This is a genomic window from Shewanella alkalitolerans (assembly GCF_019457575.1).
In the GTDB taxonomy this organism is placed as follows: domain Bacteria; phylum Pseudomonadota; class Gammaproteobacteria; order Enterobacterales; family Shewanellaceae; genus Shewanella; species Shewanella loihica.
Map to the genome: position 1 here is coordinate 210,855 of NZ_CP080422.1, position 24,427 is coordinate 235,281.

22 protein-coding genes are annotated in these 24,427 nt (G+C 52.8%); 16 read left to right on the top strand and 6 right to left on the bottom strand.

The window, feature by feature from the left end; translation table 11 throughout:
* Window positions 1–33: 33 nt before the first annotated feature.
* From K0J45_RS01055 to argE, 3 genes are all read right to left on the bottom strand, one after another.
* Window positions 34–573, bottom strand: a complete 540-nt coding sequence (locus tag K0J45_RS01055) for a YceB family lipoprotein (RefSeq protein ID WP_220043897.1) — start codon at window positions 571–573, stop codon at window positions 34–36.
* The gene (gene ppc / locus K0J45_RS01060; RefSeq protein WP_220043898.1) at window positions 573–3,209 is read right to left on the bottom strand and encodes a phosphoenolpyruvate carboxylase; all 2,637 of its coding nucleotides are present in this window, start codon (window positions 3,207–3,209) and stop codon (window positions 573–575) included. Before ppc ends, K0J45_RS01055 begins: the two co-directional genes overlap by 1 nt.
* 117 nt (window positions 3,210–3,326) lie before the next feature.
* Window positions 3,327–4,484 (bottom strand): acetylornithine deacetylase, encoded by a 1,158-nt coding sequence (argE, locus tag K0J45_RS01065; RefSeq protein WP_220045184.1) that lies wholly within the window; start codon window positions 4,482–4,484, stop codon window positions 3,327–3,329.
* A gap of 277 nt (window positions 4,485–4,761) precedes the next feature.
* On the opposite strand from argE, the gene argC reads away from it, so the two are divergent.
* The 5 genes from argC (at window position 4,762) to argH (ending at window position 10,236) form a co-directional block, all read left to right on the top strand.
* Window positions 4,762–5,742 carry an N-acetyl-gamma-glutamyl-phosphate reductase gene (gene argC / locus K0J45_RS01070; protein WP_220043899.1) on the top strand — a complete coding sequence of 327 codons (981 nt, stop codon included), beginning with the start codon at window positions 4,762–4,764 and terminating at the stop codon, window positions 5,740–5,742.
* A 28-nt stretch (window positions 5,743–5,770) separates the two neighbouring features.
* Window positions 5,771–6,556 (top strand): acetylglutamate kinase, encoded by a 786-nt coding sequence (gene argB, locus K0J45_RS01075; protein WP_220043900.1) that lies wholly within the window; start codon window positions 5,771–5,773, stop codon window positions 6,554–6,556.
* A gap of 42 nt (window positions 6,557–6,598) precedes the next feature.
* On the top strand, window positions 6,599–7,504 hold the full coding sequence (locus K0J45_RS01080) for an ornithine carbamoyltransferase (protein ID WP_011864011.1): 906 nt from the start codon (window positions 6,599–6,601) through the stop codon (window positions 7,502–7,504).
* Between the two features lie 53 nt (window positions 7,505–7,557).
* Complete coding sequence (locus tag K0J45_RS01085) at window positions 7,558–8,781, top strand: argininosuccinate synthase (RefSeq protein ID WP_220043901.1); 1,224 nt, start codon at window positions 7,558–7,560, stop codon at window positions 8,779–8,781.
* Window positions 8,782–8,874: 93 nt separating this feature from the next.
* Entirely contained in the window at window positions 8,875–10,236 is a 1,362-nt protein-coding gene (gene argH / locus K0J45_RS01090; protein ID WP_220043902.1) for an argininosuccinate lyase, read from the top strand.
* Between the two features lie 171 nt (window positions 10,237–10,407).
* Here argH and K0J45_RS01095 read toward each other — a convergent pair whose 3' ends face one another.
* A complete protein-coding gene (locus K0J45_RS01095) occupies window positions 10,408–12,993 on the bottom strand; it encodes a penicillin-binding protein 1A (RefSeq protein WP_220043903.1) in 2,586 nt (861 codons plus the stop codon).
* Window positions 12,994–13,177: 184 nt separating this feature from the next.
* Between K0J45_RS01095 and K0J45_RS01100 the strand changes: the two genes are divergently transcribed.
* The 9 genes from K0J45_RS01100 to K0J45_RS01140 all read left to right on the top strand — a co-directional run bounded on the left by K0J45_RS01100 (window position 13,178) and on the right by K0J45_RS01140 (window position 22,252).
* Window positions 13,178–14,257, top strand: a complete 1,080-nt coding sequence (locus K0J45_RS01100) for a pilus assembly protein PilM (RefSeq protein WP_220043904.1) — start codon at window positions 13,178–13,180, stop codon at window positions 14,255–14,257.
* Complete coding sequence (locus tag K0J45_RS01105; protein ID WP_011864016.1) at window positions 14,245–14,826, top strand: PilN domain-containing protein; 582 nt, start codon at window positions 14,245–14,247, stop codon at window positions 14,824–14,826. The genes K0J45_RS01100 and K0J45_RS01105 overlap by 13 nt, the downstream gene beginning before the upstream one ends.
* Window positions 14,823–15,446 carry a type IV pilus inner membrane component PilO gene (locus K0J45_RS01110; RefSeq protein ID WP_220043905.1) on the top strand — a complete coding sequence of 208 codons (624 nt, stop codon included), beginning with the start codon at window positions 14,823–14,825 and terminating at the stop codon, window positions 15,444–15,446. The genes K0J45_RS01105 and K0J45_RS01110 overlap by 4 nt, the downstream gene beginning before the upstream one ends.
* Entirely contained in the window at window positions 15,443–15,958 is a 516-nt protein-coding gene (locus K0J45_RS01115) for a pilus assembly protein PilP (RefSeq protein WP_220043906.1), read from the top strand. The genes K0J45_RS01110 and K0J45_RS01115 overlap by 4 nt, the downstream gene beginning before the upstream one ends.
* A 22-nt stretch (window positions 15,959–15,980) precedes the next feature.
* The gene (locus K0J45_RS01120) at window positions 15,981–18,032 is read left to right on the top strand and encodes a type IV pilus secretin PilQ (protein WP_220045185.1); all 2,052 of its coding nucleotides are present in this window, start codon (window positions 15,981–15,983) and stop codon (window positions 18,030–18,032) included.
* A gap of 216 nt (window positions 18,033–18,248) precedes the next feature.
* Window positions 18,249–18,764 (top strand): shikimate kinase AroK, encoded by a 516-nt coding sequence (gene aroK / locus K0J45_RS01125; RefSeq protein ID WP_144203903.1) that lies wholly within the window; start codon window positions 18,249–18,251, stop codon window positions 18,762–18,764.
* 15 nt (window positions 18,765–18,779) lie between these two features.
* On the top strand, window positions 18,780–19,856 hold the full coding sequence (gene aroB / locus K0J45_RS01130; protein ID WP_220043907.1) for a 3-dehydroquinate synthase: 1,077 nt from the start codon (window positions 18,780–18,782) through the stop codon (window positions 19,854–19,856).
* A 16-nt stretch (window positions 19,857–19,872) separates the two neighbouring features.
* Window positions 19,873–21,360, top strand: coding sequence for an AAA family ATPase (locus tag K0J45_RS01135; protein WP_220043908.1), 1,488 nt, complete (start codon window positions 19,873–19,875; stop codon window positions 21,358–21,360).
* 52 nt (window positions 21,361–21,412) lie between these two features.
* Window positions 21,413–22,252 (top strand): Dam family site-specific DNA-(adenine-N6)-methyltransferase, encoded by an 840-nt coding sequence (locus K0J45_RS01140; RefSeq protein ID WP_220043909.1) that lies wholly within the window; start codon window positions 21,413–21,415, stop codon window positions 22,250–22,252.
* A gap of 62 nt (window positions 22,253–22,314) precedes the next feature.
* Here the strand turns inward: K0J45_RS01140 and K0J45_RS01145 are convergent, their stop codons facing one another.
* Window positions 22,315–22,488: a DUF2970 domain-containing protein gene (locus K0J45_RS01145; protein WP_011864024.1), complete on the bottom strand. Its 174-nt coding sequence runs from the start codon at window positions 22,486–22,488 to the stop codon at window positions 22,315–22,317.
* Between the two features lie 8 nt (window positions 22,489–22,496).
* The gene (locus K0J45_RS01150) at window positions 22,497–22,841 is read right to left on the bottom strand and encodes a hypothetical protein (RefSeq protein ID WP_220043910.1); all 345 of its coding nucleotides are present in this window, start codon (window positions 22,839–22,841) and stop codon (window positions 22,497–22,499) included.
* A 211-nt stretch (window positions 22,842–23,052) separates the two neighbouring features.
* Between K0J45_RS01150 and rpe the strand changes: the two genes are divergently transcribed.
* Together rpe and K0J45_RS01160 are read left to right on the top strand one after the other, a co-directional pair.
* Window positions 23,053–23,727, top strand: a complete 675-nt coding sequence (gene rpe, locus K0J45_RS01155; RefSeq protein ID WP_220043911.1) for a ribulose-phosphate 3-epimerase — start codon at window positions 23,053–23,055, stop codon at window positions 23,725–23,727.
* Between the two features lie 2 nt (window positions 23,728–23,729).
* On the top strand, window positions 23,730–24,425 hold the full coding sequence (locus K0J45_RS01160; RefSeq protein WP_220043912.1) for a phosphoglycolate phosphatase: 696 nt from the start codon (window positions 23,730–23,732) through the stop codon (window positions 24,423–24,425).
* The last annotated feature ends 2 nt before the right edge of the window (window positions 24,426–24,427 follow it).

Below are 24,427 nucleotides of genomic sequence, written 5' to 3' on the forward strand. Positions count from 1 at the left end.
GGCGCCTTAAATAGAATTGATTATGTGGTGAGGTTAATCTTTAAAGATAAGGTTAATCTTGCCCGGAACGACCTGGATACGTTTGGTCATCTCGGCGACAAGCGCCTGATTACCCTCTTGGGTATCGAGCACATACACGGGCTGGGTCTCGAGGAAGTGGGTCATGAATCCCATGATCTGAGGACTCACCTGGCCTATGGCCTGCTCGAGATCCTTAGGATCAGATCTCAGGCTGACTAGGGTAAGGTCCTTAAGATAGAGGCTGTGCTGGTCGGCATCGTACCAAGGCTTGGCTTCAAACTCGGCCGTCATGGTGGCATTGAGCGGCATTAGCGGGTTGGCCACCTTGATCAGACTGCTCGCCGTGATCGCCATGGTGTCGGCCTTATGGCCAAGCTTAACCTTCACATCATTGATCTTCATCTCTATGCCAAAGAAGCGATTGCCCTCTTTGACCTCGAAATGCATCTCGTCGTTCAGGTAGTTGGTGAGCTGGCGCTCGCTGATGCTGTATTGACTGACACATGCAGTCAAACTCAGCATCAGCACGCCTATTAGGGCTAGGCTTCTCATTAACCCGTGTTTCTCATGCCCGCCGCCACACCGGCGATGGTGAGCATCAGTGCCAGCTCTACATTGCTTGATCCCGCCTGCTCCTTACGGGTACGCGCCAGGAGTTCGGCCTGGAGGAAGTTGAGCGGGTCGATATAGGGATTGCGCAGCTCTACCGACTCACGATTCCATGGGGTATGCGACATCAGGGCGTCGGACTGGGTCAGCTCCAAGACCACCTTGATCCCTGTTGCCATACGGCTACGTAGGGCTTCGCCGAGGTGATGTAGCTCTTTCGGCACCAGGCAGGTCTCATAGTACTTCGCCAGGTTAGGCTCGGCCTTGGCGTAGACCATCTCTAGCATGGAGATGCGTGTCTCGAAGAAGGGCCATTGCTGCTCCATTTCCCTTAACAGGGCGAGTTCGCCACGGTCGGCAGCCTGTTGCAGCGCCTCGCCGGCGCCTAGCCAGGCGGGGAGCATCAAGCGGTTTTGCGACCAGGCGAAGATCCAGGGGATCGCACGCAGGCTCTCGATACCACCGTCTACCCTACGTTTCGCGGGGCGACTACCCAGTGGTAACTTTCCTAGCTCGACTTCAGGAGTTGCCGCGCGGAAGTAGGCGACAAAATCTGGCTCCTCACGCACTATGGCGCGATAGGCGGTGACCGAGTCACTGGCGAGTCGCTCCATCGCCTCGCGCCACTCTGGCTTAGGTTCTGGCGGCGGCAACAGGGTGGCCTCCATCACGGCCGAGGTATAGAGCGCCAGGCTCTGCACCGCCAGCTTAGGCAGGCCGAACTTGAAGCGGATCATCTCGCCTTGCTCTGTCACCCTGATGCGGCCATCTACCGAGCCAGGTGGCTGCGACAAGATCGCCTTGTGGGCTGGTCCGCCGCCACGGCCTATGGTGCCGCCACGACCGTGGAACAGGGTGAGCTTGATGTCTGCCTGGTTACAGACCTTAACCAGTTTTTCCTGCGCACTGTATTGTGCCCAGGCGGCTGCCATTACGCCGGCATCTTTAGCCGAGTCTGAGTAGCCTATCATCACCTCCTGGCTGCCTTTGCAGTAGCCGCGGTACCAGTCGATGGCGAATAGCGCCGAGATACAGCTGGCGGCGTTGTTGAGATCTTCTAAGGTCTCGAACAGTGGCACCACTCGCATGGGGTGCTGACATCCTGCCTCTTTCAATAGCAGGAGCACAGTCAATACGTCCGACGGCTGGCTGGCCATGGAGATGACATAGGAGCCCAGGGCCTTAGGCGACTGGCTGGCGATCAATCTGACGGTGCTGATCACCTCGGCGACCTCGGCACTCGGTTCCCAGTTATGGGGGATCAGCGGACGCTTGCCGCTTAGTTCCCGCAGCAGGAAGGCCTGTTTCTCATGTTCGTCCCAGTGGTCGAAGTCGCCAAGGCCCAGGTAACGGGTCAGCTCGGCGATGACATCGCTATGGCGCTGGGCATCCTGGCGGATATCCAGGCGCAACATATGGATACCGAAGCAGGCCAGACGACGCAGCATATCCAGCAGCAGGCCATTGGCGATCAGGCTCATACCCGACTCAGTCAGGCTGCGATAGAGCAGGGTCAAGGGCTGTTTGAGGTCATCCTCATGCCAGATAAGGCTATCGAGATCCACCTCGGGTGAATGCCCCTCGAGGCGGGCATTTAGGTAATCTATGGTGTCACGTAGCTTCTGCCTTAGCTCCCGTAGCACCACGCGGTATGGCTCGTGGCTGTTGTCTGTAAGGGCCAGCAGTTCTTCGTTGGCCTCCTCCATCGACAGCTCGTTGACCAGCAAGACCACATCCTTGAGATAGAGGCGCGCCGCGGTGTGGCGGTTGCGATCCAATACTTCCTGGGTGACCTTGGCGGTGACGAAGGGGTTGCCGTCGCGATCGCCGCCCATCCAGCTGGAGAAGCGAATTGGCGCTATGTCGCTGGGTAGCTGTTTGCCGGTGCGCTCTTCGACCTGCTCGTTGAGCTGGCGCAGAAAGTCGGGAATGGCTTGCCAGAGTGAGGCTTCTATGGTGCTCAGTCCCCAGCGGGCTTCGTCCACAGGTGTTGGGCGCTCGTGGCGTATCTCGTTGGTGTGCCAGATCTGGGCGATAAGCTGTCTGAGTCTGAGGTGATTCTGTTTCTTCTCGCGCTCGGTGAGCTGCGGGTTTTCCATGGTGGCGAGACAATCGACCACGGCGGAGTATTTCTGGATCAGGGTGCGACGGGAGATCTCGGTCGGGTGCGCCGTAAGCACAAGGTCGATATCCAGTGTCTGCAGACATTCGAGCATCTTATCTTGGTCAATGCGCCCATTTAGCATGCGCCCCAGGAGCTGATCCACAGGATCGGGCACGCAGACCAGCTCGTCGCAGTTGCGGCTGATGGTATGGAACTGCTCGGCAATATTGGCCAGGTTGAGAAACTGGTTGAAGGCCTTGGCAAATGGTACCAACTCTTCGTCGGGTAAGGCGGCCAGTAGGGTAAGCATCTGTTCCCTGGCGGTATCGTTGCCTTGGCGTGAGCTCTTGGCCAGGTGTCTGATCTGTTCAATCTTATCTAAAAAGGGCTCGTCCATGTGTGTGCGAATAGTATCGCCTAATATTTGGCCTAATGTGCCCACATTGGATCGCAGCGACGCGTACATATCTGTCATAAATGCTCCATACCCACGAGTTAATCAATCACCATACCTAGGCTATCAGGTTTAGGTCAATACGGCATATCTTCATATCGTATGCTTATGTGTTCTATATCACCTTGCATGAATTTTTTATGGCGCCTTTATGCAGGCGTGGTAAATCAACTGTTTTAGCAGGTCGACGGTTTTGTTGATGTAGGCAGTGTCCAGGTACTCATCTGGTTGATGTGCCTGCTCTATGCTGCCAGGTCCCCAGACCAAGGTTTGACAGCCCAGCTGCTGAATATAGGGGGCCTCGGTGGCATAGTTGACTACCTCGGGGGCCTGATTCGACAGCTGGGCGACCAGCTGTGACCATTGGGCGTCTGCCTGTCCCGCGAAGGGCTGGGAGCCGGGATAGAGCTGGCTTATGCTGATGGCGCCAGGATAGCGGTGACTCAGTTCGGCCAGATATTGGGTCAGTAGTTGCTCCAAGACCTCTAACGGCAGGCCGGGCAGGGGGCGGATATCCAGGTGCAGATCGCAGCAGCCGCAGATGCGGTTGGCGGCGTCGCCGCCGTGAATATGGCCAAAGTTCATGGTGGGATAGGGCACGCTGAAGGCCTCTTCGCGGTAGTGCTCCGCCAGGTGTTGTCTCAGCTTGAGGAGCTGGCCGATCACCTGATGCATGATCTCTATGGCGTTGAGTCCCTTGGCCGGATCCGAAGAGTGACCGCTGCGCCCCGTGATGCGGATGCCCTGGGCCAAGTGTCCCTTATGCATGTAGACAGGCTTTAGACCAGTGGGCTCGCCTATGAGTGCATACTCTGGTGCGATGGCCTTAGATTGGGCGAAGGCCTTGGCGCCATTCATCGTGGTTTCTTCATCGGCGCTGGCGAGTATGTAGAGCGGCCGCACGAAATCTTGGGTCGGCATCTGGCGCACCGCCTCTATGACCAGGGCGAAGAAACCCTTCATATCGCAGCTGCCTAGTCCGTACCAGCGGTCATCCTTCTCGGTCAGGGTAAAGGGATCCTGACTCCAGCGTCCCTCGTCGAAAGGAACCGTATCCGTATGTCCCGCCAGCAGCAGTCCACCGCGTCCCTGGCCGATCTTTGCCAACAGGTTGTGTTTACCACGGGTGTCGGGGACGGCCTGCATCTGGCAGTCGAAGCCCAGATCGGTGAGCCACTGGCTCAGCAGGGTCACCACACCTTGGTTGCTCATGTCGAGTTCGGCTTCGAGGGCGCTGATGGACGGCATGGCGATCAGCTCGCGGAAAGATTGCTTGATATCGGGAAAGGTTTTCATCATTTGACTCAATTCACCAATTTAATTTAAAAATATCTATTCAATATTATTGCATAATTAGTTTGTTGTGTTAGTCTATCAAACAGCTAAAACGAGCGCCATTATTAAAGGCTTAACTTAGAGATAAAAAATGAACAATTTCTTCTTACTTTTTGCATATAAGGTTAGCTGTAATCACTTCCTGCGACGATAATCTTGTCATATTGGTATCTATACCAGGGCTTAAGCAGTGCCCCTCTCTTTTTTTACCGTTAACACATTATAGAAGTCATAAAGTATGAAAAGCATAGCGATAATTGGCGCCAGTGGTTACACAGGTGCTCAGGTTACTTCACTGATCAAGGCCGATGATCAGCTTAAGATTCAAGGCCTCTATGTTTCTGAAAACAGTCTTGATAAGGGCAAAACTCTGGCTAGCCTGTATCCGGTATACAGCCATATCGATCTCAGCCTGGCACCGCTAACAGAGCAGGCCAAGCAGACCATAGTCGATGAGGCCGATGCCGTGGTGTTGGCGACCGACCATGGTGTGAGCCTGCACCTGGCGGCCTGGTTCTATCAGGCGGGTCTGGCGGTGTTCGACCTTTCCGGCGCCTACCGTTTTTCTGATAGCGAACAGTATCCCAAATGGTACGGTTTCGAGCATATCTACCCAGAGGTGTTGGCCGAGGCCGTCTATGGTCTGGCGGAGTGGAACGCCGAGGCGATTGCCGCCAGCAAGATGATTGCCGTGCCAGGGTGTTATCCCACGGCCTCACTGACGGCACTGAAACCCCTGAAAGATCTGATGACAGACAGCCTGCCGGTGATCAATGCCGTCAGTGGCGTAACAGGTGCCGGCAGAAAGGCGCAGCTGCACACCAGCTTCTGCGAGGTGAGCCTGACGCCCTACGGTGTCCTGGGCCATAGACATCAACCCGAGATCGCGACTCAGCTGGGGCAGCAGGTGATCTTCACTCCTCATCTGGGCAACTTTAAGCGTGGCATTCTGGCTACCATTACCGTGCAGATGAAGCCCGGCGTGAGCGAAGCCGATATTGCCAAAGCCTATGAGGTGTATGAGTCGGCACCTCTGGTGAATGTGTACCATAATCAATTTCCTAAGGTTGACGACGTGGTGCATACCCCTAACTGCCTGCTGGGATGGAAGTACGATCCCCTCAATGGCTATCTGGTGGTGGCGAGCGCTATCGACAACCTGATGAAAGGTGCGGCCAGTCAGGCGCATCAATGCATAAAGATTCATTTTAATTATTAATATTGTCACCTGTGAGAGAGAAGTAGCTATGTCGGCAAATAAGAAAACCTTAGTGCTTAAAGTGGGTGGCGCCCTAATGCAGTGTGAGATGGGGCTGGCGCGCCTGATGGCAAGCGCGGCCAACATCATCAAGTCGGGCCAATCTGTCATCTTGGTTCATGGCGGCGGTTGCCTGGTAGACGAGCAGCTCAAGGCCAATGGCATGGAGACGGTCAAGCTGGATGGTTTGCGTGTCACCCCCGAAGAGCAGGTGCCCATTGTGGTGGGCGCGCTGGCGGGTACCTCTAACAAGATCTTGCAGGCCAGTGCCATCAAGGCGGGTATCACAAGTGTGGGCATGAGCCTGTGCGATGGCGCCATAGTCAATGGCAGCATCAAAGATGAGCTGCTCGGTTTTGTGGGTGAAGTGTCGCCCAATGACCCGACTTATCTGAACTTCCTGTTGGCCCAGGGCTGGATGCCGATTGTCAGCTCGATTGCCGTAGATGATGCGGGCAACTTGCTGAACGTCAACGCCGATCAGGCGGCGACCGTGATCGCCAAGCTGGTGGAAGGCCAGTTGGTGCTGTTGTCCGACGTGAGCGGTGTGCTCGACGGTAAGGGACAGCTGATCAAGACCCTGGATAAGGCCCACGCCGATGAACTGACCAAGTTAGGCGTCATCGAGAAGGGGATGAAGGTCAAGGTCGAGGCGGCACTAGAGGTTGCCCAGTGGATGGGACAACCGGTACAGGTCGCCTCATGGCGCGACGCCGAGCAGTTGAGCGCGCTGGAGAAGGGCGAGTCTATCGGCACACAGGTTATGCCACATTAATTAAACGGAACATGAGAAGAGTATTCATCTAGGAGTAGATATATGAATCACCTACTATCGATAAAAGAGCTTACCCAGCAGCAGCTGATCGACTTACTCGCCTTGGCGAAGACGATCAAGGCCAACCCAGAAGACTATCGCAAGGCACTCGACGGTAAGAGTGTGGTGATGTTATTCGAGAAGCCATCGCTGCGAACCCGCGTAAGCTTCGATATCGGTATCAATAAGTTAGGTGGTCATTGTCTCTACCTGGATCAGCAAAATGGTGCCCTGGGCAAGCGTGAGCCGGTATCCGACTTTGCCGCCAACATCTCTTGTTGGGCCGATGCCATAGTGGCGAGAACCTTCGCCCATTCGACCATAGAGCAGCTCGCCGAGCATGGCACTGTGCCTGTGATCAACGCGCTGTCGGACATGTATCACCCCTGTCAGGGGCTGGCAGATTTTCTGACCCTGGCTGAGCAGTTCGATGATGTCAGCAAGGTAAAGCTGGCCTATGTTGGCGATGGTAACAACGTGACCCACTCGCTCATGTATGGCGCGGCGCTGTTGGGTGCCAAGATGACGGTGATCTGCCCGCAGGGCCACTTCCCCGACGGCAAAGTGGTGCTCGAGGCACAAGCCATTGCCGAGGCCCACGGTGGTGAGTTGGTATTGAGCTCAGATGTCGAGGCGATCGCCGGCCATGATGCCATCTATACTGATACTTGGATCTCCATGGGAGACAAGGCCAGTCTAGATGAGATCAAAGCCAAGTTTGCGCCTTATCATGTAGATACCGACATGATGAACAAGGCGGGAGCCAAATTCTTTATGCACTGCCTACCCGCCTATCGTGGTGTTGAGGTGGCTGCCGAGGTGGTCGATGGGGCCGGCTCACTGATCTTGCAACAGGCAGAGAACCGCATGCATGCGCAAAATGCCGTGTTAGTGACCCTACTGAGTTAACGAATCTTCCCAATGGTGATTGGGCCAACGAATTGAGTATTTAGGAAAACGAAATGTCTATCGAAAACAACAAAGCATCGGTGAAAAAAGTGGTACTGGCCTACTCGGGTGGTCTGGATACATCGGCGATCATTCCTTGGCTGAAAGAGACCTATGATAACTGTGAGATCGTTGCCTTCTGCGCCGACGTGGGTCAGGGCGAGGTCGAGCTTGAAGGGCTGCATGAGAAGGCGATCGCCTCGGGTGCGTCTGAGTGCTATATCGTGGATCTGAAAGAGGAGCTGGTGGCCGATTATATCTATCCCACCATAGCGACAGGTGCCATCTACGAAGGCACCTACCTGCTGGGCACCTCTATGGCCAGACCTATCATCGCCAAGGCTCAGGTGGAAGTGGCACGTAAAGTGGGCGCCGACGCCGTATGTCACGGTTGTACCGGTAAGGGTAACGATCAGGTGCGTTTTGAGGGCTGTTTCGCCGCCCTGGCACCGGATCTGACCGTGATCGCCCCTTGGCGTGAATGGAGCATGGTGAGCCGTGAAGATCTGCTGGACTATCTGGCAGAGCGCAACATCAAGACGACCGCCTCGGCAACCAAGATCTATAGCCGTGACGCCAACGCCTGGCACATCTCCCATGAAGGTGGTGAGCTGGAAGATCCGTGGAACGAGCCAAGCAAAGAAGTATGGACAATGACGGTTGCGCCGGAAGACGCGCCCGATGAGCCTGAGTATGTGTCGGTTGAGATGGAAGCGGGTCGTATTACTAAGGTGAATGGCCAGTCATACACGCCTTATGGTGCCCTGATGGCCCTCAATGAGATTGCCGGCGCACATGGCGTGGGCCGTATCGATATCACCGAAAACCGTCTGGTGGGCATGAAGTCTCGTGGCTGCTACGAAACTCCTGGTGGCACGCTAATGTTCGCCGCGCTCAGAGCGATCGAAGAGCTGGTACTGGACAAGACCAGCCGCGAATGGCGTGAGCAGGTAGGTGCCAAGATGGCGCATCTGGTGTATGACGGTCGTTGGTTTACCCCATTGTGTGAATCGCTGCTGGGCGCCTCTCAGCCACTGGCAAACCTGCTGAACGGTGAAGTGGTGCTGAAGCTCTATAAGGGCCAGGCACAGGCGGTGAAGAAACGTTCTCCTAATAGCCTGTACTCCGAGGAGTTTGCTACCTTTGGTGAAGACGAAGTCTATAACCAGAAAGATGCGGAAGGCTTCATTCGTCTCTATTCATTGGCGAGCCGTATCCGGGCGCTAAACGTTAAGTAGAGTCGACTAGCTAATAAAGGGGCGGCGAACGCTCCTTTATTTTAAGAGCAGATTTACGAGCTGAATTAAGAGCTGATTTAAGAGGATAGTGAGATGGCGTTATGGGGCGGAAGATTTAGCCAAGAGAGCAGCGCACTGTTTAAACTTTTCAACGATTCCCTGCCGGTCGATTATCGGCTGGTGGAAGAAGATATTGTTGGTTCCATTGCCTGGGCCGATGCCATCACAGGAGTGGGCATTCTCACCCAGGAAGAGTGTCAGTCGCTCAAGCAGGCATTGCAGGAACTGCTGGCCGAGGTGAAGGATCAGCCAGAGACCATCTTGGCCTCCGGCGCCGAAGACATTCATAGTTTCGTCGAGCAAGCCTTGATCGCCAAGGTCGGTGACCTGGGTAAGAAGTTGCATACAGGCCGCTCGCGCAACGATCAGGTGGCGACCGATCTTAAGCTCTGGTGCAAGAAGGAGGGTCAGGCCCTGCTCGAACTGCTGGCACAGTTAAAGGCAGCCTTGCTGTCACTTGCTGAGCGTGAGCTGGACGCTGTCATGCCGGGCTATACTCACCTACAGCGGGCGCAGCCTGTGGCCTTCGGTCACTGGTGTCTGGCCTATGTGGAGATGTTTGAGCGTGATATCAGCCGTCTGCAAGACTGTCTGCAGCGTCTGGATACCTGTCCGCTGGGCACGGGCGCGCTGGCCGGTACTGCCTACCCAATGGACAGATACGTGCTGGCTAAGTCATTGGGATTCGCCTCGCCAACTCTTAATAGCCTGGATTCTGTGTCTGACAGGGATCATGTTATCGAGTTATGCACAGACGCCGCCATCAGCATGATGCACCTGAGCCGCATGGCCGAAGATTTGATCTTCTTCAACAGCGGTGAGGCGGGCTTTATCGAATTGGACGATCAGGTTACCTCGGGTTCATCGCTGATGCCGCAGAAGAAAAACCCAGATGCGCTTGAGCTTATCCGTGGTAAGACGGGTCGTGTCTATGGCAGCTTGATGGGCATTCTGACCACCATGAAGGCTCTGCCTCTGGCCTACAACAAGGATATGCAGGAAGACAAAGAGGGCCTGTTTGACGTGATGGACAGCTGGTCTATCTGCCTGGAGATGGCGGCTCTGGTGCTGTCTGGCTTAAAGGTCAACAGAGAGAATACCCTGTTGGCGGCCCAGCAGGGTTATGCCAATGCAACCGAGCTGGCAGACTATCTGGTAGCCAAAGGCATGCCGTTTAGAGAGGCGCATCATGTGGTGGGTGAGGTCGTGGTCGAGGCGATCGCCCAGAAGAAGCCTATCGAAGAGTTCGAGTTGGCTAGCCTGCAGGTGTTCGCCAGTGTCATCCAGGAAGATGTATATCAATGTCTGACGATAGACTCATGTCTAGCTAAACGTGAGGCTTTGGGTGGTACCTCACTCACTCAGGTGAAGGCTGCGTTGGCCGCCAAGGGCTAGTTTAGATAAATTCTGTCTAATCAATCGATTAAAAAACCTGCAGTCGCAGGTTTTTTTACATCTAAAGTTTTATTCGCACCAAAAAATTGGCGCTATGAATTCACTGGAAAATGGCGAAAGGTCAGTGGAATTGACTGGGCTGGTGGTGAGTGACACCAGCCCATCTGAAGGCTATTGGAACAGATCTTCTACCGAATCGTCGATAAAGATATCTTCCTGAGTCTGCGCCTCGGTGGCAAACTCCTTAGGCTCAGTCCCCTGAATGAAATACTCAAACTTGGTGGTGTAGTCTGTCTTACGGCTCAACTTGCCAGTGGCCAGGTCGATACGGGCCGAGACTATCCCTTCCGGTGGAGGAGAAGGTAGCTCAGGCGTGCCTTGGAGGGCGTTTTTCATAAACTCGTTCCAGCCTGGGCCGGCGGTCTTGGCACCGGCCTCGGCACCCGAGATCTGATCTTTCGCGCCGTTGGTGTTCCAGGCGGTGCGGCCCAGTTCGATGCTGTGATCGTCGAAGCCGACCCATACGGTAGTTGCCAGCGTTGGTGTGAAGCCACTGAACCAGGTATCTTTCGATTCGTTGGTGGTACCTGTCTTACCCGCGATATCGTGGCGGTTCACCACACGGGCGGCTCGCCAGGCGGTGCCGTTCCAGCCTGTGCCCTTGCTCCAATCGCCGCCGCCCCAGATTACGCTCTTCAGGGCTTCGGTGATCAGGAAGGCCGTCTGTTTACTGATGATCTGTGGTGCGTGGCGAGCCGTGCTCGGACAGCTAGGATCTTCGGCGTTAGCCTCCTGGCTCGCGGCTTCTAGGCCTTCTTCCTCTTGATTTGCCACTTCCTGATTAGGCAGTTCCTGCGCCATAGCTGCAAAAGGATCGTCCGTTGGCAGCGTCTGTGGCTCGGCTAACTCAGGTGTGCAGGCTAGCGTAGGGCTAGCTTCTTCTACCGTCTGCTCGTAGGCATTGTCGATATGGTCGATAAAGTAAGGCTCGACCCGGTAGCCGCCATTTGCAAATACCGAGAAGGCGGTGACCACCTGCAGCGGCGTCACCGAAGGTGAGCCCAGCGCCAGGGACTCGTTTTGCGGCAGATCGTCGCGGTCGAAACCGAACTTGACCAGGGTGTCGATAGCACTTTCTAGCCCGGTATAGCGCATGGCGCGTACCGACATGACGTTAATAGACTGTGCCAGACCGACTCTCAGGCGTGTCGGCCCAGTATACTTGTCGGGCGAGTTCTTAGGTCGCCATGCTGTGCCCTGACGTATGTCGGCATTGTTGATCGGCGCGTTGTTGATCAGCGTAGCCAGGGTATAGCCTTTCTCCAGCGCACCTGTATAGATGAAGGGCTTGATGTTGGAGCCCAGTTGACGCTTGGCCTGGGTGACACGGTTGTATTGGCTAGTGTGGAAGCTGTAGCCGCCCACTAGGGTCCTGATGGCACCGTCCTTAGGATCCAGCGAGACGATGGCGCTGGCCACCTCAGGAATTTGCGATAGCTGCCAGATGTTGCCGTTGTTGCGGATCCAGACCTGCTCGCCTGCCTTGAGGATCTCGCCAGCCATCTTAGGCGCCTTGCCCTGACGCTTGTTGCTGATGAACTTGCGTGCCCACTTAAGCCCTTCCCACTCCAGAGTGAGGGTTTCGCCCTTCGCATTGATGACCTTGACGCTCTGCTCGGCAACCTCGAGCACTACGGCGGGCTCGAGTCCTTGGAAGCCCTGGGTTTGCTTCAGCTGTGTGACGATTTGGGTCTCATCTAGCTTGGCCGTGCCTTCTGCGTCCCATAACACCTTAGTCGCGCCGCGATAGCCGTGGCGCTCGTCATATGCGTAGACGTTATTGCGCAGCGCCTCCTGGGCCAGCATCTGCAGGCGAGAGTCGACAGTGGTATAGACGTTGTAACCGCCGGTATAGGCTTCCTCTTCACCGAGTTTTTCGACCAGATAGTCGCGTGCCATCTCTGAGATGTAAGGCGCATAGAGCTCTACCTCGGCGCCATGGTACTTGGCTGTAATAGGGGCTCTTATTGCTTCCTGATACTCGTCCTGGGTAATGTTCTCTTTCTCCAGCATACGGCTGAGTACCCAGTTGCGACGATTCATCGCGCGGGCTGGATTGCGTATAGGGTTGGCGGCAGAAGGTGCCTGTGGCAGACCTGCAATCATGGCCATCTCTGGCAGGGTAAGCTCTTCGAGTTCCTTGCCGTAGTAGACCTGGGCGGCGGCGCCTACACCGTAGGCACGGTTACCCAGGAAGGAGCGGTTGAGATAGAGGGTTAAGATCTCTTTCTTACTCAGGGCTTGCTCAATTTTCAGGGCCAGGAAGATCTCTTTGATCTTACGAATGTAGGTTTTCTCTCTGGAGAGGAAGAAGCCGCGGGCAACCTGCTGGGTGATGGTACTCGCCCCTTGGCTCTTCTTACCTGTGGTAGCCAGAATCACTGCGGCACGTATGATGCCGATGGGGTCGATCCCCTTATGTTCGAAGAAGCGGGCGTCTTCTGTGTCGAGCACCGCATTAATCAATTGTTGCGGTACCTGCTCATATTCGACTGGAATGCGGCGTTTTTCGCCAAATTGTGAAATTAATTTGCCATCAGCGCTGTAAATTCGTAATGGAGTTTGCAATTTTACGGTTTTAAGAGTGGTAACATCGGGGAGATCCGGCAGCACATAAAAATAAGCCGCAGCAATAGCACCTATTCCCAAAAGGGCTAGGCTGAAGAGAGCGATGGTAATTCGTTTAAACCACTTCACCAGATAATTCCAATAAATTTAGCAGGCACAATAGTATATAAGGCGAGCAGCTATTGGTGAAGCAAAAATGGTTGTCAAAAAAATGGCAATTGTAAAAGTTACAAACATTTTGTACAAATATCTATAACGAGTTGATTTTGTGCTAATCTAACCCCTGAAACTATAACAAAAGTGACGATGGACTATGCTTTCAAATTTATGGAAGCGTCAGGCTCCGCAGATGGTCGGGATCGATATAGGTTCCCACGAGATAAAAGCAATACTGCTGAGTAAGACTGCTGATGGTTATAAAATATTGAGTCACGCCGCGGTGCCCGTTAAAAAAGGCGCCGTTAATGATCATGAAATAAGAGATTCAGACGCGGTTTTGGAGTCCTTAAGATTGATCAAACGATCTTTGCCTAAGAGCGTAAAATATGCGGCGGCTGCAGTTTCGGGATCGGCTGTGATGACCAAGGTGATCTTCATGGATGCTTCACTCAGTGAAGAGGAGATGGAGACACAGATCGAGATCGAGGCCGACAACCTTATTCCCTATTCACTCGATGAAGTTAGCATAGATTTTGAAACCCTCAACGTTAACAGTGCCGATCCCTCTAAGGTGGATGTGCTGCTAAGTGCCTGTCGCACCGAGAATGTCGATGCCAGGGTCGATAGCCTGGACGATATCAATCTCGAAGCCAAAGTGATTGATGTTGAAGGATATGCGCTGGGACGCTCGTTCGAGTTGGTTGCCGCTCAGCTGCCCGATGGTGCCGAAGATAAGGTGGTCGCCTTGGTCGATATCGGCGCGAACATGACTACCTTTGCCGTGGTGGAGAAGGGCGAGACGACCTTTATCCGCGAACAGGCCTTTGGTGGTGAGCAGTTTACTCAGTCCATCTTATCTTTCTACGGCATGTCGCACGAGCAGGCGGAGAAGGCCAAGCTCGAAGGTGATTTGCCACGCAACTATATGTTCGAGGTACTCTCGCCCTTCCAGACGCAACTTCTGCAACAGATCAAGCGAACCTTGCAGATCTACTGTACTTCGAGTGGTAAAGATAAGGTGGATCATATCGTCTTGTGTGGTGGCACCTCAAAACTGGAAGGCATGGCTAATCTGCTCACGAATGAACTCGGCGTTCATACCATCATTGCCGACCCTTTCTTGGGTTGCTTGCATGCGGACGAGCAAGTGAAGACACAATTACAGCCCAATATTAATAAATACATGGTCGCGTGTGGATTAGCGCTGAGGAGTTACTCTCAATGGCGAACATAAACTTATTGCCCTGGCGCGAAGAAGCAAGAGAAAAACAAAAACGCGATTATCTGGGCATATTAGCTGCTGTATTTATCGGCGCGGCATTAGTCGTTTATTTAGCCTTAACGGTGCTCGATATGATGACCGAGGAGCAGAGAGGAAGAAATGCCTATCTGCAGGGTGAAATTCAGCTGTTAGAAAAACAAATTGCCGAAATTAAAAAGATTCGCGAGCGTAAGAAAGATATCGAGCGTCGTACCGAGATAATATTAAACCTGCAACAGGCAAGAAACTTACCCACCCATGTATTGGATGAGTTGGTGCGTGTCGTACCGCCGGGAATATATCTTTCCAGCATCGAAAAGAAGGGCAGCTTGTTGTGGATCCAGGGGCGTAGTGAGTCTAACAACAACGTCGCCAACATGATGCGTAAGATCAAGGCCTCAATGTGGTTACACGATCCCAACATGCAGTCGATCGTCTCGCAGAATGATGAGATGCGTCAGCTGCAGCGTTTCAGTTTAAGAGTCTCTATCGGTGAAGAAGATGCAGATAATGCCAAAGCGACACAAGGAGCGAGCAAATGAAACTCGATCTGAGTGAATTCAATGATATCGATTTTGAGAACATTGGCGGCTGGCCGACCCGGGTTAAGGTGGTATTCGCGTCTTTCCTGGCCATCATTATTTTCGTCGCCGGATATTTCCTGTTTGTCTCTGATGCCGTAGATGTGCTTAAGCGTGAGCAAGACAAAGAGATCACCTTGCGAGATGATTTTAAAGCGAAATATCAATTGGCGGCTAATCTTAAGTTGTATCGCGAGCAGCTGGCAGTCATGGAAGTTCAGTTTGCCGAGCTGCTAAAAATGTTGCCGTCGCAGAATGAGATGCCTGGCCTGCTCGATGATTTAACTTTCGTCGCGACCGACTCGGGTCTGGGGATTCAGAGCCTGGAGTGGCAAGAAGAGATACAGCGCGATTTCTATATCGAGTTCCCTATCAGCATGTCGGTAACGGGAAATTATCATGAGATGGGCCATCTGGTCAGTGGCGTGGCTAAACTGCCGCGTATCGTGAGCCTACATGACTTCGTGATCAAGCGCAGTGACAGTGGTGAACTCGCCATGGAGATCTTGGCCAAGACCTATCGTTTCAAAGAGGGAGCCCAGATTCCGAAAGATAATGCTGCGAAGGGGGCGAAGAAATGAAGAAGCTACCTTTGCTATTCGTGGGCTTGATGCTAGCAGGTTGTATGGGGGATCGCAGCGATCTTGAGTTATTTGTGACGACCACTAAGGCTCAACATGTTGCGCGTGTTCCTCCCTTGAAGGAGCCCCCCAAGTTTGAACATTTTGCCTATCAGGCAGAGTTGATGCGCAGCCCCTTCGTACCGCCTTCGAGAGAATTAACCGAAGAGGTGGTCGATACGACCAAAGATTGTCTACAGCCAGATCTGCAACGCCGCAAGGGCCGTCTAGAAACCTATGCGCTGGACAATTTAAAGATGCGCGGTACCTTGAGCGAAGATAAGAATATTTGGGCCTTAATCGAGACTAATGATGGCAGCGTATATCGTCTAGGTGTGGGCGAATACGTAGGTTTGTATCACGGGCGAATTGCTAAAGTTACACAGCAAATGGTCGAAATAGTTGAATTAATTCCAGATGGGACAGGTTGCTGGGCTGAAAGAATGAGCAACATGGAACTGACTGGTGAATAACAAAGCGAAGGATGAGGGAATAATGGAATCTTCTGCCGCGAAAAGCGTTTTATTAAAAAAGTCGCCCCTGTTTAAAGTGGCCTTTGGCTTAGCTTTATTATTGGGTGTGGCGCCGTATTCTTCAGCTGCGAACCGTCTGATTGATGTCAAATACCACTCGATTGTCGATCATCAGTTAGAGTTACAACTGGTATTCGAGGAGGCCGTTAAGGAGCCTGAGATTAATCTCAATGCTTCCCCTGCGCAGATCATCCTTGGATTCGACGATAGTTTGTCTGGGCTGGAAAAAGATGTCCTACCAATCAACAATGTCGGTGTTAAGTCCATGTCCACACTGCAGGAAAGTGAACAGCTTAAGGTGCTGGTGGATCTGGCTAAGGTAAAGGCCTATCAAGGCAAGGTGATGGGTAACACCTATCGCCTGACCATTAACGATGAGGTTGCCAGTCGCAGTGACGTCGCCGCAAATCCTTTTGTTAACGGTATCAAAAACATCGATTTCCACCGCACCAGTGATGGCGGCGGTGAGTTGTTGGTCAAACTTAATAATTCGTCGGTGGCCGCGAATGTGGAGCAGGTGGGTGCCAAGCTAGAACTTAAGCTTTACAACACAGATATAGGCACAGATCTTCTCTATGTCATGGATGTTAAAGACTTTGCGACGCCAGTGAAGAGTTTCGAGACCTTTAAGGATGAGTTGACGGCGCGCGTATTGGTGGATGTCTCGGGTCAATACGAGTACAACTACAAGCAGGAAGGCAATCTGTTCAGACTCAATGTGCACAAGGCTGAGCGTGCTGCTGTTGTTAAAGAAGAGAAGAAGTATGAAGGCCGTTCGCTTTCTCTTAACTTCCAGAGCATCTCGGTACGTACCGTGCTCCAGATCATCGCCGATTATAATAATTTCAACCTAGTGACCAGCGATACGGTTGAAGGGGATATCACCCTGAGACTCGACGATGTGCCATGGGACCAAGCCTTAGATCTGATTCTGCAGACTAAGGGGCTGGATAAGCGCATCGAAGGCAACATCTTGATGGTGGCGCCAGCCGAAGAGATCGCAATTCGCGAGAGCCAAGAGCTGAAGAACCAACAGGAAGTGAAAGAGCTTGCTCCGCTCTATTCTGAGTATCTGCAGATCAACTATGCCAAGGCGACAGATATTGCCGAGCTGCTTAAAGGCGACGATGCGTCTCTGTTGTCGGCTCGAGGCACAGTGGCTGTAGACGACAGAACCAATACCCTGTTGGTGAAGGATACCGAAGAGAGTCTGGAAAACATTCACCGCTTGGTGGAGGTGCTGGATATCCCGATTCGTCAGGTATTGATCGAATCACGTATGGTTACCGTGAAGGATGACGTGTCTGAAGATCTCGGTATCAAATGGGGGATCACAGATCAGCAGGGTAGTAAGGGAACTTCGGGTAGCTTGGAAGGTGCAAACGATATCGCCAATGGCGTAGTGCCCGATATCGGTGATAGATTGAATGTTAACCTGCCGGCCGCGGTGGCTAATCCAACCAGTATCGCCTTCCATGTGGCTAAGTTGGCTGACGGCACCCTGTTAGATCTAGAGCTGAGTGCACTGGAGCAAGAGAGCAAGGGTGAGATCATCGCTAGCCCACGTATTACCACTTCGAACCAGAAGGCGGCCTATATCGAGCAGGGTGTTGAGATCCCTTATGTCGAATCGGCTTCCAGTGGTGCGGCAACGGTACAGTTTAAGAAGGCGGTATTGTCGCTGCGCGTGACGCCACAGATCACACCTGATAATCGCGTGATCTTAGATCTCGAGATCACCCAGGACTCTCAGGGTAAGACAGTCGACACACCACTTGGTCAGGCGGTTTCTATCGATACTCAGCGTATCGGTACTCAGGTGTTAGTCGATCACGGTGAGACGATTGTGCTCGGTGGCATCTACCAGCAACAATTGATCAATCGTGTCAGTAAGGTACCTGTACTGGGGGATATTCCTTTCTTGGGTTACCTCTTTAGAAACACTACCGACAAGAATGAGCGCCAAGAGCTGTTGATCTTCGTGACACCTAAGATCATCTCCGAGCAACTCTAGTTCTAAGCACCTATCCGATAAAGCCAGCGTATGAACGCTGGCTTTTTTTGTGCCTGAGTATAATTTCACAGAATTTACTCACCCTACTTGCCTTTGGGGGGAGATAGCTGAGATAATCCGTGGTCAAGTCTCATTAGAGCAAGGTAACATTTAAGGTCGGCCTGATTTTTTGGCTGGCGTAGGCAAACTTTCCATATAAGATTCAGACGTAAAGCAATGGCTGAAAAACGTAATATTTTCCTAGTAGGTCCTATGGGGGCTGGCAAAAGCACTATAGGCCGTCATCTGGCGCAGATGCTTCATTTAGAGTTCCACGATTCAGATCAAGAGATTGAAAACCGTACCGGTGCTGATATCGCGTGGGTATTTGACGTTGAGGGCGAAGAAGGTTTTCGTCGTCGCGAAACACAAGTTGTTGCCGATTTAACCGAAAAACAAGGCATTGTTTTAGCGACTGGCGGCGGCTCCATTCAGAGTAAAGATATTCGTAACAACTTGTCTGCCCGTGGCATCGTGGTCTATCTGGAAACCACTATCGATAAGCAGGTTGCGCGTACCCAGCGCGACAAGCGTCGTCCACTACTTCAGGTTGACGACCCAAGAGAAGTGTTAGAAAAGCTTGCTGAGATCCGTAATCCACTGTACGAAGAGATTGCCGATGTCATAGTCAAAACTGACGAGCAAAGCGCAAAAGTTGTTGCAAATCAAATTATTGACCAATTAGGCTTCTAAACATTAGGCGGTAGAATGGAACAGATTCAGGTTGAACTTGGCGTACGCAGTTACCCTATCTTTATTGGCCAGAATCTCCTCGAAAATAGCGAACACTTCTCAAGCTATCTTCAAGGCAAAAAAATTCTTATCGTGACTAATGACACAATAGCGCCTCTGTATCTCGCTAAGGTACAGGCGCTATTGGCTTCCTACCAATGTGCCGATCCTGTCATCCTACCCGATGGCGAACAATACAAGACACTGTCGCAGATGGATGCGATTTTTACCTCACTGCTGGCGCAGAACATGGGGCGTGATTCCGTATTGATTGCTCTGGGTGGTGGTGTTATCGGCGACATGACAGGCTTTGCCGCCGCCTGTTATCAACGCGGCGTAGATTTCATTCAGATCCCAACGACCCTGTTATCACAGGTCGATTCCTCCGTGGGGGGCAAGACTGCCGTCAACCATCCCATGGGTAAAAATATGATAGGCGCCTTCTATCAGCCTAAGATGGTGGCGATAGACACGGCATGCCTGCATACCTTACCGGCCCGAGAATTTGCCGCTGGCATGGCCGAGGTGATTAAGTATGGCATCATCTGGGATGGCTCATTTTTCAGTTGGTTAGAGCAGAACGTCGAGGCGCTGAAGTCTCTGGACGAGACAGCACTTACCTATGCCATCGCCAAATGCTGTCAAATCAAGGCCGACGTCGTGGCACAAGATGAGACGGAGCAAGGCGTACGCGCCCTGTTGAATCTTGGGCATACCTTTGGCCATGCCATTGAGGCCGAGATGGGCTATGGCGTTTGGCTCCATGGCGAAGCCGTGGCGGCTGGCACAGTACTTGCTGCACAAACTGCATCTAAGATGGGGCTGGTCGATGAGTCAATTGTTTGTCGAATCGAAGCGATATTCGAGGCATTTGACCTACCAACACAGGCTCCAGAGGCGATGAACTTCGAACAGTTCATCAAGCATATGCGGCGTGACAAGAAAGTGCTGAATGGAAAACTCAGACTGGTTCTGCCAAAGGCCATAGGCCAGGCAGAGGTGTATGGAGAGGTTTCCGAGTCCCTTCTGCAAGAGGTCATTAGCCGCGCCTAGTTTGTGTGGTGATTAAGTGACGTTTCAAACCGCTATACTCTTACCCAGTCAGGAGTCTCTGCTACATAGGCTGCAGCACGTGGTGCTCTATGGACAGCAGTTGACTGTGTTGACGGGCGACGCCGGTGCCGGCAAGACCACACTCACCACGGCGCTGGTGGAAACCTTAGATGATGTCAGTTCTGCCTTGGTAGTGTGTCCTCAGCATGTCGATAGTGCGGAGATCCGTCGTAAGATATTGGTCCAGCTGTTGACCGAGCCGGTTTTCGACGACGAAGTCCCCCTGCCTGAAACCCTGCTGCGCCTCGGTAACACTTTACCCTCACACAGCCATATCGTGCTCGATGATGCCCAATACCTGCCCCTAGAGCTGTGGGCGGAATGTATCGTATTGAGTCAATTGAGCTTAGCGGGCAGAAAGCTTTCGCTAACAATGACCGCCCCGGCAGACTACTTCAACCAGATCTTGGCCCAGCTGCCCGATACCCAGCGTCCACTTTTGTTGCCCGTTGCCATTTCGCCGTTAACCATGCCGGAACGTGAGGGGCTGTATTACACCCTGCTGCATCGCAGCGAGGAGACCCCTTTCACGCCGCGGGAGATAGTCAAAGATCAACTTCAGCGTCAGCAAGGAACACCGGCCGAAGTGGTGAATCTGCTCTATCTGGCATTGCATGGCGAGCCAGCCATTCATAAGAAAAGGCCATGGCCTGTCTATTTGGCCATAGGAGCCTGCGTGGCGTTTCTGCTCGCAGGTCTCTATTGGTTTTGGACAGAACCAGAAGAGACGATAGCCAAACCTAAGGTGCAGACGGTTGCGGCGGTGCGGGCGGATGCTTTTAATCAAGGCTATGGGCAGATTCTGCTGAGTGGCTATTTTGATCAACGTGGGCGCTTGAGTGAGAGAGCTCAAGAGTCTGCAGATGTCAGGGTCGAAGCCGCAGAAGTAGCTAGGCAGTCAAAGACTCAGCCAGAAGATGAGCTAGAAAGTGAGATAGAAGGAGCGTCTTCTCAAGATGAAGTGCTAGCCCATCAGGATGAGCACCAAGCCGAACAAGAGTTTTCATCACAGCAAGATTCTCAAGCACAAACGCAGCAGGCGTTTCCGAGTCAGGCACTAAGCGATGCCACGGCGCTTGATAAGCAAGTGGAAACCTTTGCCGTTGAGCCTGTGAGCGAGCCGAATGAATCTCGCAATCTGGGAGCATCGACTGCGTCAATGCCACATCCGACAGGTTATACGCTACAGCTGGCGACTGTGAAACGTCTTGAGTCCCTCGATGCCACCATTGCCAAGCTGCCCGATGCTAATCAGGTGCAGATAGCTCGCTATAAAAGCTACTGGGTGCTCCTCTATGGCCAATACACAGACAGGCAGGCGGGTGAGCAGGCAGCGCTCGATTTAGCCCAGACGGCTCAGTTACCGTCACCATGGTTGAGAGCCTGGGTAGATTTATCCGGTTATGAGCTGCAACAAGGGGCTGTGAGCCGTGAAATTCATTAATAAACAGAGTACAATCGACAACTTGTTTTCATTGTGCACTCAATCGATTTAGATGATTAAAAAACAGAGAGCCTTCTTAAAATGGGCCGGCGGAAAATTTAAACTGGTTGATGCGCTCACCCAGCACCTCCCCGAAGGCGACAGATTGGTGGAGCCCTTTGTCGGCGCAGGCTCGGTATTTCTTAATACCCAATACAAGCGCTATCTCTTGTGCGACATCAATCAGGATCTGATCAATCTCTATCAGATAGTGCAATCCACACCTGAGAAATATATCACCGAGGCCAAGGCGATGTTTGTCGAAGCTAAGAATGATAAAGAAGCCTATTATCAGGTGCGCAGTGAATTCAATCAGACTCAAGATCCCTTCCTGCGCTCTGTCTATTTTCTCTATATGAATCGCCATGGGTTTAACGGTCTGTGTCGTTACAACTCTAAGGGCGGCTTCAATGTGCCCTTTGGGTCATACAAGAAGCCCTATTTCCCCGAAGAGGAGATCAAGGCCTTTGCCGACAAGGCGCAGGTGGCTGAGTTTAAATGCATAGGTTACGAAGAGGCCTTCGATCTGACTCAGCCAGGTGATGTGGTCTATTGCGACCCACCTTACGCACCACTGTCAACCACGGCCAGCTTTACCACCTATGTGGGCTCGGGCTTTAGCCTGGACGACCAGGCGTTGCTGGCTCGCAAGTCGCGTCATACGGCGATCGACAGAGGCATCCCTGTGCTCATCAGTAACCATGATATTCCCCTGACGCGGGAGCTGTATCATGGCGCCAGATTCGACACCATTCAGGTGCAGCGGAACATCAGCCAAAACGGCAGCAGTCGTAAGAAGGTCGATGAGCTGATGGCGCTGTATGATGACAGCTATCATAGCGAAAACGATTAAGCCCAAGCTAAGGCATTAGTTAAGGCATTAGCTAAGGTTTAGTAAAAGCGGTTAATTGAGTGCTAGGCCAACACAAGTTTCACGATAAAGATGAGTGAAGCGACCAGGGCGATGGCCAATAGAATCCCCATCACTATAAAGGGCACCGGCGAGCGAGACTGAAAGTCGCGAACGCGGTTTTGCTCTGTCTGCACGCCAAAGAAGGCGGCCAGGGTGCTTAGAAAGAGTTGCAGCAAGAGAGGGCCTAGAGGCGCTGTTTGCTGGTGGGAGTCACATCGTCCATGGGGCTGTCTTGATGACCATGGAGCAGCTCGAGCAGATCGACAAAGTGCAATTGATTAGAGCGGCTTCGACCCGTTAACCAATTACTCCAACTGACATTATCTGCCTGCTGGGCGCAGCGGTTGTTTGGATGACTGGCGGGGAGTGAGGAGTTGTAGCTGGTGTTGCTATCGCACACGCAGGCCAGATTGGCCTCATCTTCACTGAGACTCTGAACGCCAATGGCGGTAAAGCCAACAACAGCGGCGGTGACGGTAAATACCGTTGCCGATTTCATCTTGGCTGAAGCTTTGGCCTTATCTCTCATCTCTACATCCTGTGAACATGGAAACCCCTAATCAGAGCATTATAGCAAAGGCGTTTATATTTTGAACATAATTTTTCGGTGAGGCGATTTGCCGCCAGTGAAATTTACTCAATTCTGAACCAGAACACGTTTAATCCGGCATCGCCTATAGAGGCTAGGCTTGGCTATAAGGTAGAATAGCGTAATTCTTATTCAGATTAGTGAGTTTATCATGCGTCCATTTCTAATTGCTCCCTCTATCTTATCTGCCGACTTTGCCCGTCTCGGGGAAGATGTCGAGGCCGTGCTTAAGGCCGGTGCCGATGTGGTTCACTTTGACGTGATGGATAACCATTATGTGCCTAACCTGACCATAGGCCCTATGGTGTGTAAGGCGCTGCGTGATTATGGCGTGACCGCCGATATCGACGTGCACCTCATGGTGAAGCCCGTGGATCGCATCATTCCTGATTTCGTCGATGCCGGCGCCTCTATCATCACCTTTCATCCAGAGGCCTCAGAGCATATCGATCGCACCCTGCAGCTGATCAAGGAATCTGGCTGTAAGGCTGGCCTGGTATTTAACCCGGCGACCTCGCTGCACTATCTGGATCATGTGATGGATAAGTTGGACGTGATTTTGCTGATGTCGGTTAACCCAGGTTTTGGTGGTCAATCCTTTATCCCGTCGACACTGGATAAACTGCGTCAGGTACGTGAGCGTATCGATGCCAGTGGTTTCGATATTCGTCTGGAAGTCGACGGTGGCGTTAAGGTCGACAATATCGCCGAAATCGCGGCGGCGGGTGCCGACATGTTCGTGGCCGGTTCGGCGATTTTCAATAAGCCAGACTACAAGGCGGTGATCGACGAAATGCGTAGCGAGCTGGCTAAGGTCGATGCCTAAGTATGAAAGCCCAATCAATTAAGGCGATCGCCTTCGATCTCGACGGCACGCTTATCGACAGCGTGCCGGATCTGGCCGCCGCCACCCAAGGCATGCTCGCCGAGCTTGCCTTGCCCCTGTGCGACGAGGATCAGGTGCGTAGTTGGGTAGGCAATGGCGCCGCCAAGCTGGTGGAGCGTGCGCTGACCTTTGCCCGAGGTGAGGCGGCAACACAGGACGAAATCGATGCCGCAATGCCTCTATTTAGCAAGCATTACGAGGCAAATCTGCAGCAGCACAGCCGCCTCTATGATGGCGTTAAGTCTGTACTCGAGCAGCTGGTGTCGCTGGGTTACCAACTGGCGATTGTCACCAATAAGCCCTACCGATTCACCGTGCCTCTGCTGGAGGCCTTTGGCATAGCTCACCTGTTCAATCAGGTGTTGGGGGGCGATTCGCTGGAGAAGATGAAGCCGGATCCCTTGCCGCTGACTCACCTCAAACAGGCATGGCAGCTCGAAGATGAGCAGCTTTTGATGGTGGGTGACTCCCGAAACGATATTTTAGCGGCGAAAGCGGCGGGTATTTCCTCGATCGGCTTGACCTACGGGTACAACTACGGTGAAGATATTGGGCTCAGCGGCCCGACGGCCGTTTGTAACACATTTAGCGAAGTATTGGCGCAGATAACAGACAGCCAAATAGCATTGGAGCAATAAAT

Excerpts from the sequence above, each read along its gene's own strand:
- aroK (WP_144203903.1), top strand. The coding sequence starts at position 18,249 with ATGGCTGAAAAACGTAATATTTTCCTAGTAGGTCCTATGGGGGCTGGC.
- K0J45_RS01055 (WP_220043897.1), bottom strand. The coding sequence starts at position 573 with ATGAGAAGCCTAGCCCTAATAGGCGTGCTGATGCTGAGTTTGACTGCA.
- ppc (WP_220043898.1), bottom strand. The coding sequence starts at position 3,209 with ATGACAGATATGTACGCGTCGCTGCGATCCAATGTGGGCACATTAGGC.
- argH (WP_220043902.1), top strand. The coding sequence starts at position 8,875 with ATGGCGTTATGGGGCGGAAGATTTAGCCAAGAGAGCAGCGCACTGTTT.
- rpe (WP_220043911.1), top strand. The coding sequence starts at position 23,053 with ATGCGTCCATTTCTAATTGCTCCCTCTATCTTATCTGCCGACTTTGCC.
- K0J45_RS01105 (WP_011864016.1), top strand. The coding sequence starts at position 14,245 with ATGGCGAACATAAACTTATTGCCCTGGCGCGAAGAAGCAAGAGAAAAA.
- argC (WP_220043899.1), top strand. The coding sequence starts at position 4,762 with ATGAAAAGCATAGCGATAATTGGCGCCAGTGGTTACACAGGTGCTCAG.
- K0J45_RS01100 (WP_220043904.1), top strand. The coding sequence starts at position 13,178 with ATGCTTTCAAATTTATGGAAGCGTCAGGCTCCGCAGATGGTCGGGATC.
- K0J45_RS01115 (WP_220043906.1), top strand. The coding sequence starts at position 15,443 with ATGAAGAAGCTACCTTTGCTATTCGTGGGCTTGATGCTAGCAGGTTGT.
- K0J45_RS01160 (WP_220043912.1), top strand. The coding sequence starts at position 23,730 with ATGAAAGCCCAATCAATTAAGGCGATCGCCTTCGATCTCGACGGCACG.
- argB (WP_220043900.1), top strand. The coding sequence starts at position 5,771 with ATGTCGGCAAATAAGAAAACCTTAGTGCTTAAAGTGGGTGGCGCCCTA.
- K0J45_RS01080 (WP_011864011.1), top strand. The coding sequence starts at position 6,599 with ATGAATCACCTACTATCGATAAAAGAGCTTACCCAGCAGCAGCTGATC.
- argE (WP_220045184.1), bottom strand. The coding sequence starts at position 4,484 with ATGAAAACCTTTCCCGATATCAAGCAATCTTTCCGCGAGCTGATCGCC.
- K0J45_RS01150 (WP_220043910.1), bottom strand. The coding sequence starts at position 22,841 with ATGAGAGATAAGGCCAAAGCTTCAGCCAAGATGAAATCGGCAACGGTA.
- K0J45_RS01120 (WP_220045185.1), top strand. The coding sequence starts at position 15,981 with ATGGAATCTTCTGCCGCGAAAAGCGTTTTATTAAAAAAGTCGCCCCTG.
- K0J45_RS01085 (WP_220043901.1), top strand. The coding sequence starts at position 7,558 with ATGTCTATCGAAAACAACAAAGCATCGGTGAAAAAAGTGGTACTGGCC.
- K0J45_RS01110 (WP_220043905.1), top strand. The coding sequence starts at position 14,823 with ATGAAACTCGATCTGAGTGAATTCAATGATATCGATTTTGAGAACATT.
- K0J45_RS01140 (WP_220043909.1), top strand. The coding sequence starts at position 21,413 with ATGATTAAAAAACAGAGAGCCTTCTTAAAATGGGCCGGCGGAAAATTT.
- aroB (WP_220043907.1), top strand. The coding sequence starts at position 18,780 with ATGGAACAGATTCAGGTTGAACTTGGCGTACGCAGTTACCCTATCTTT.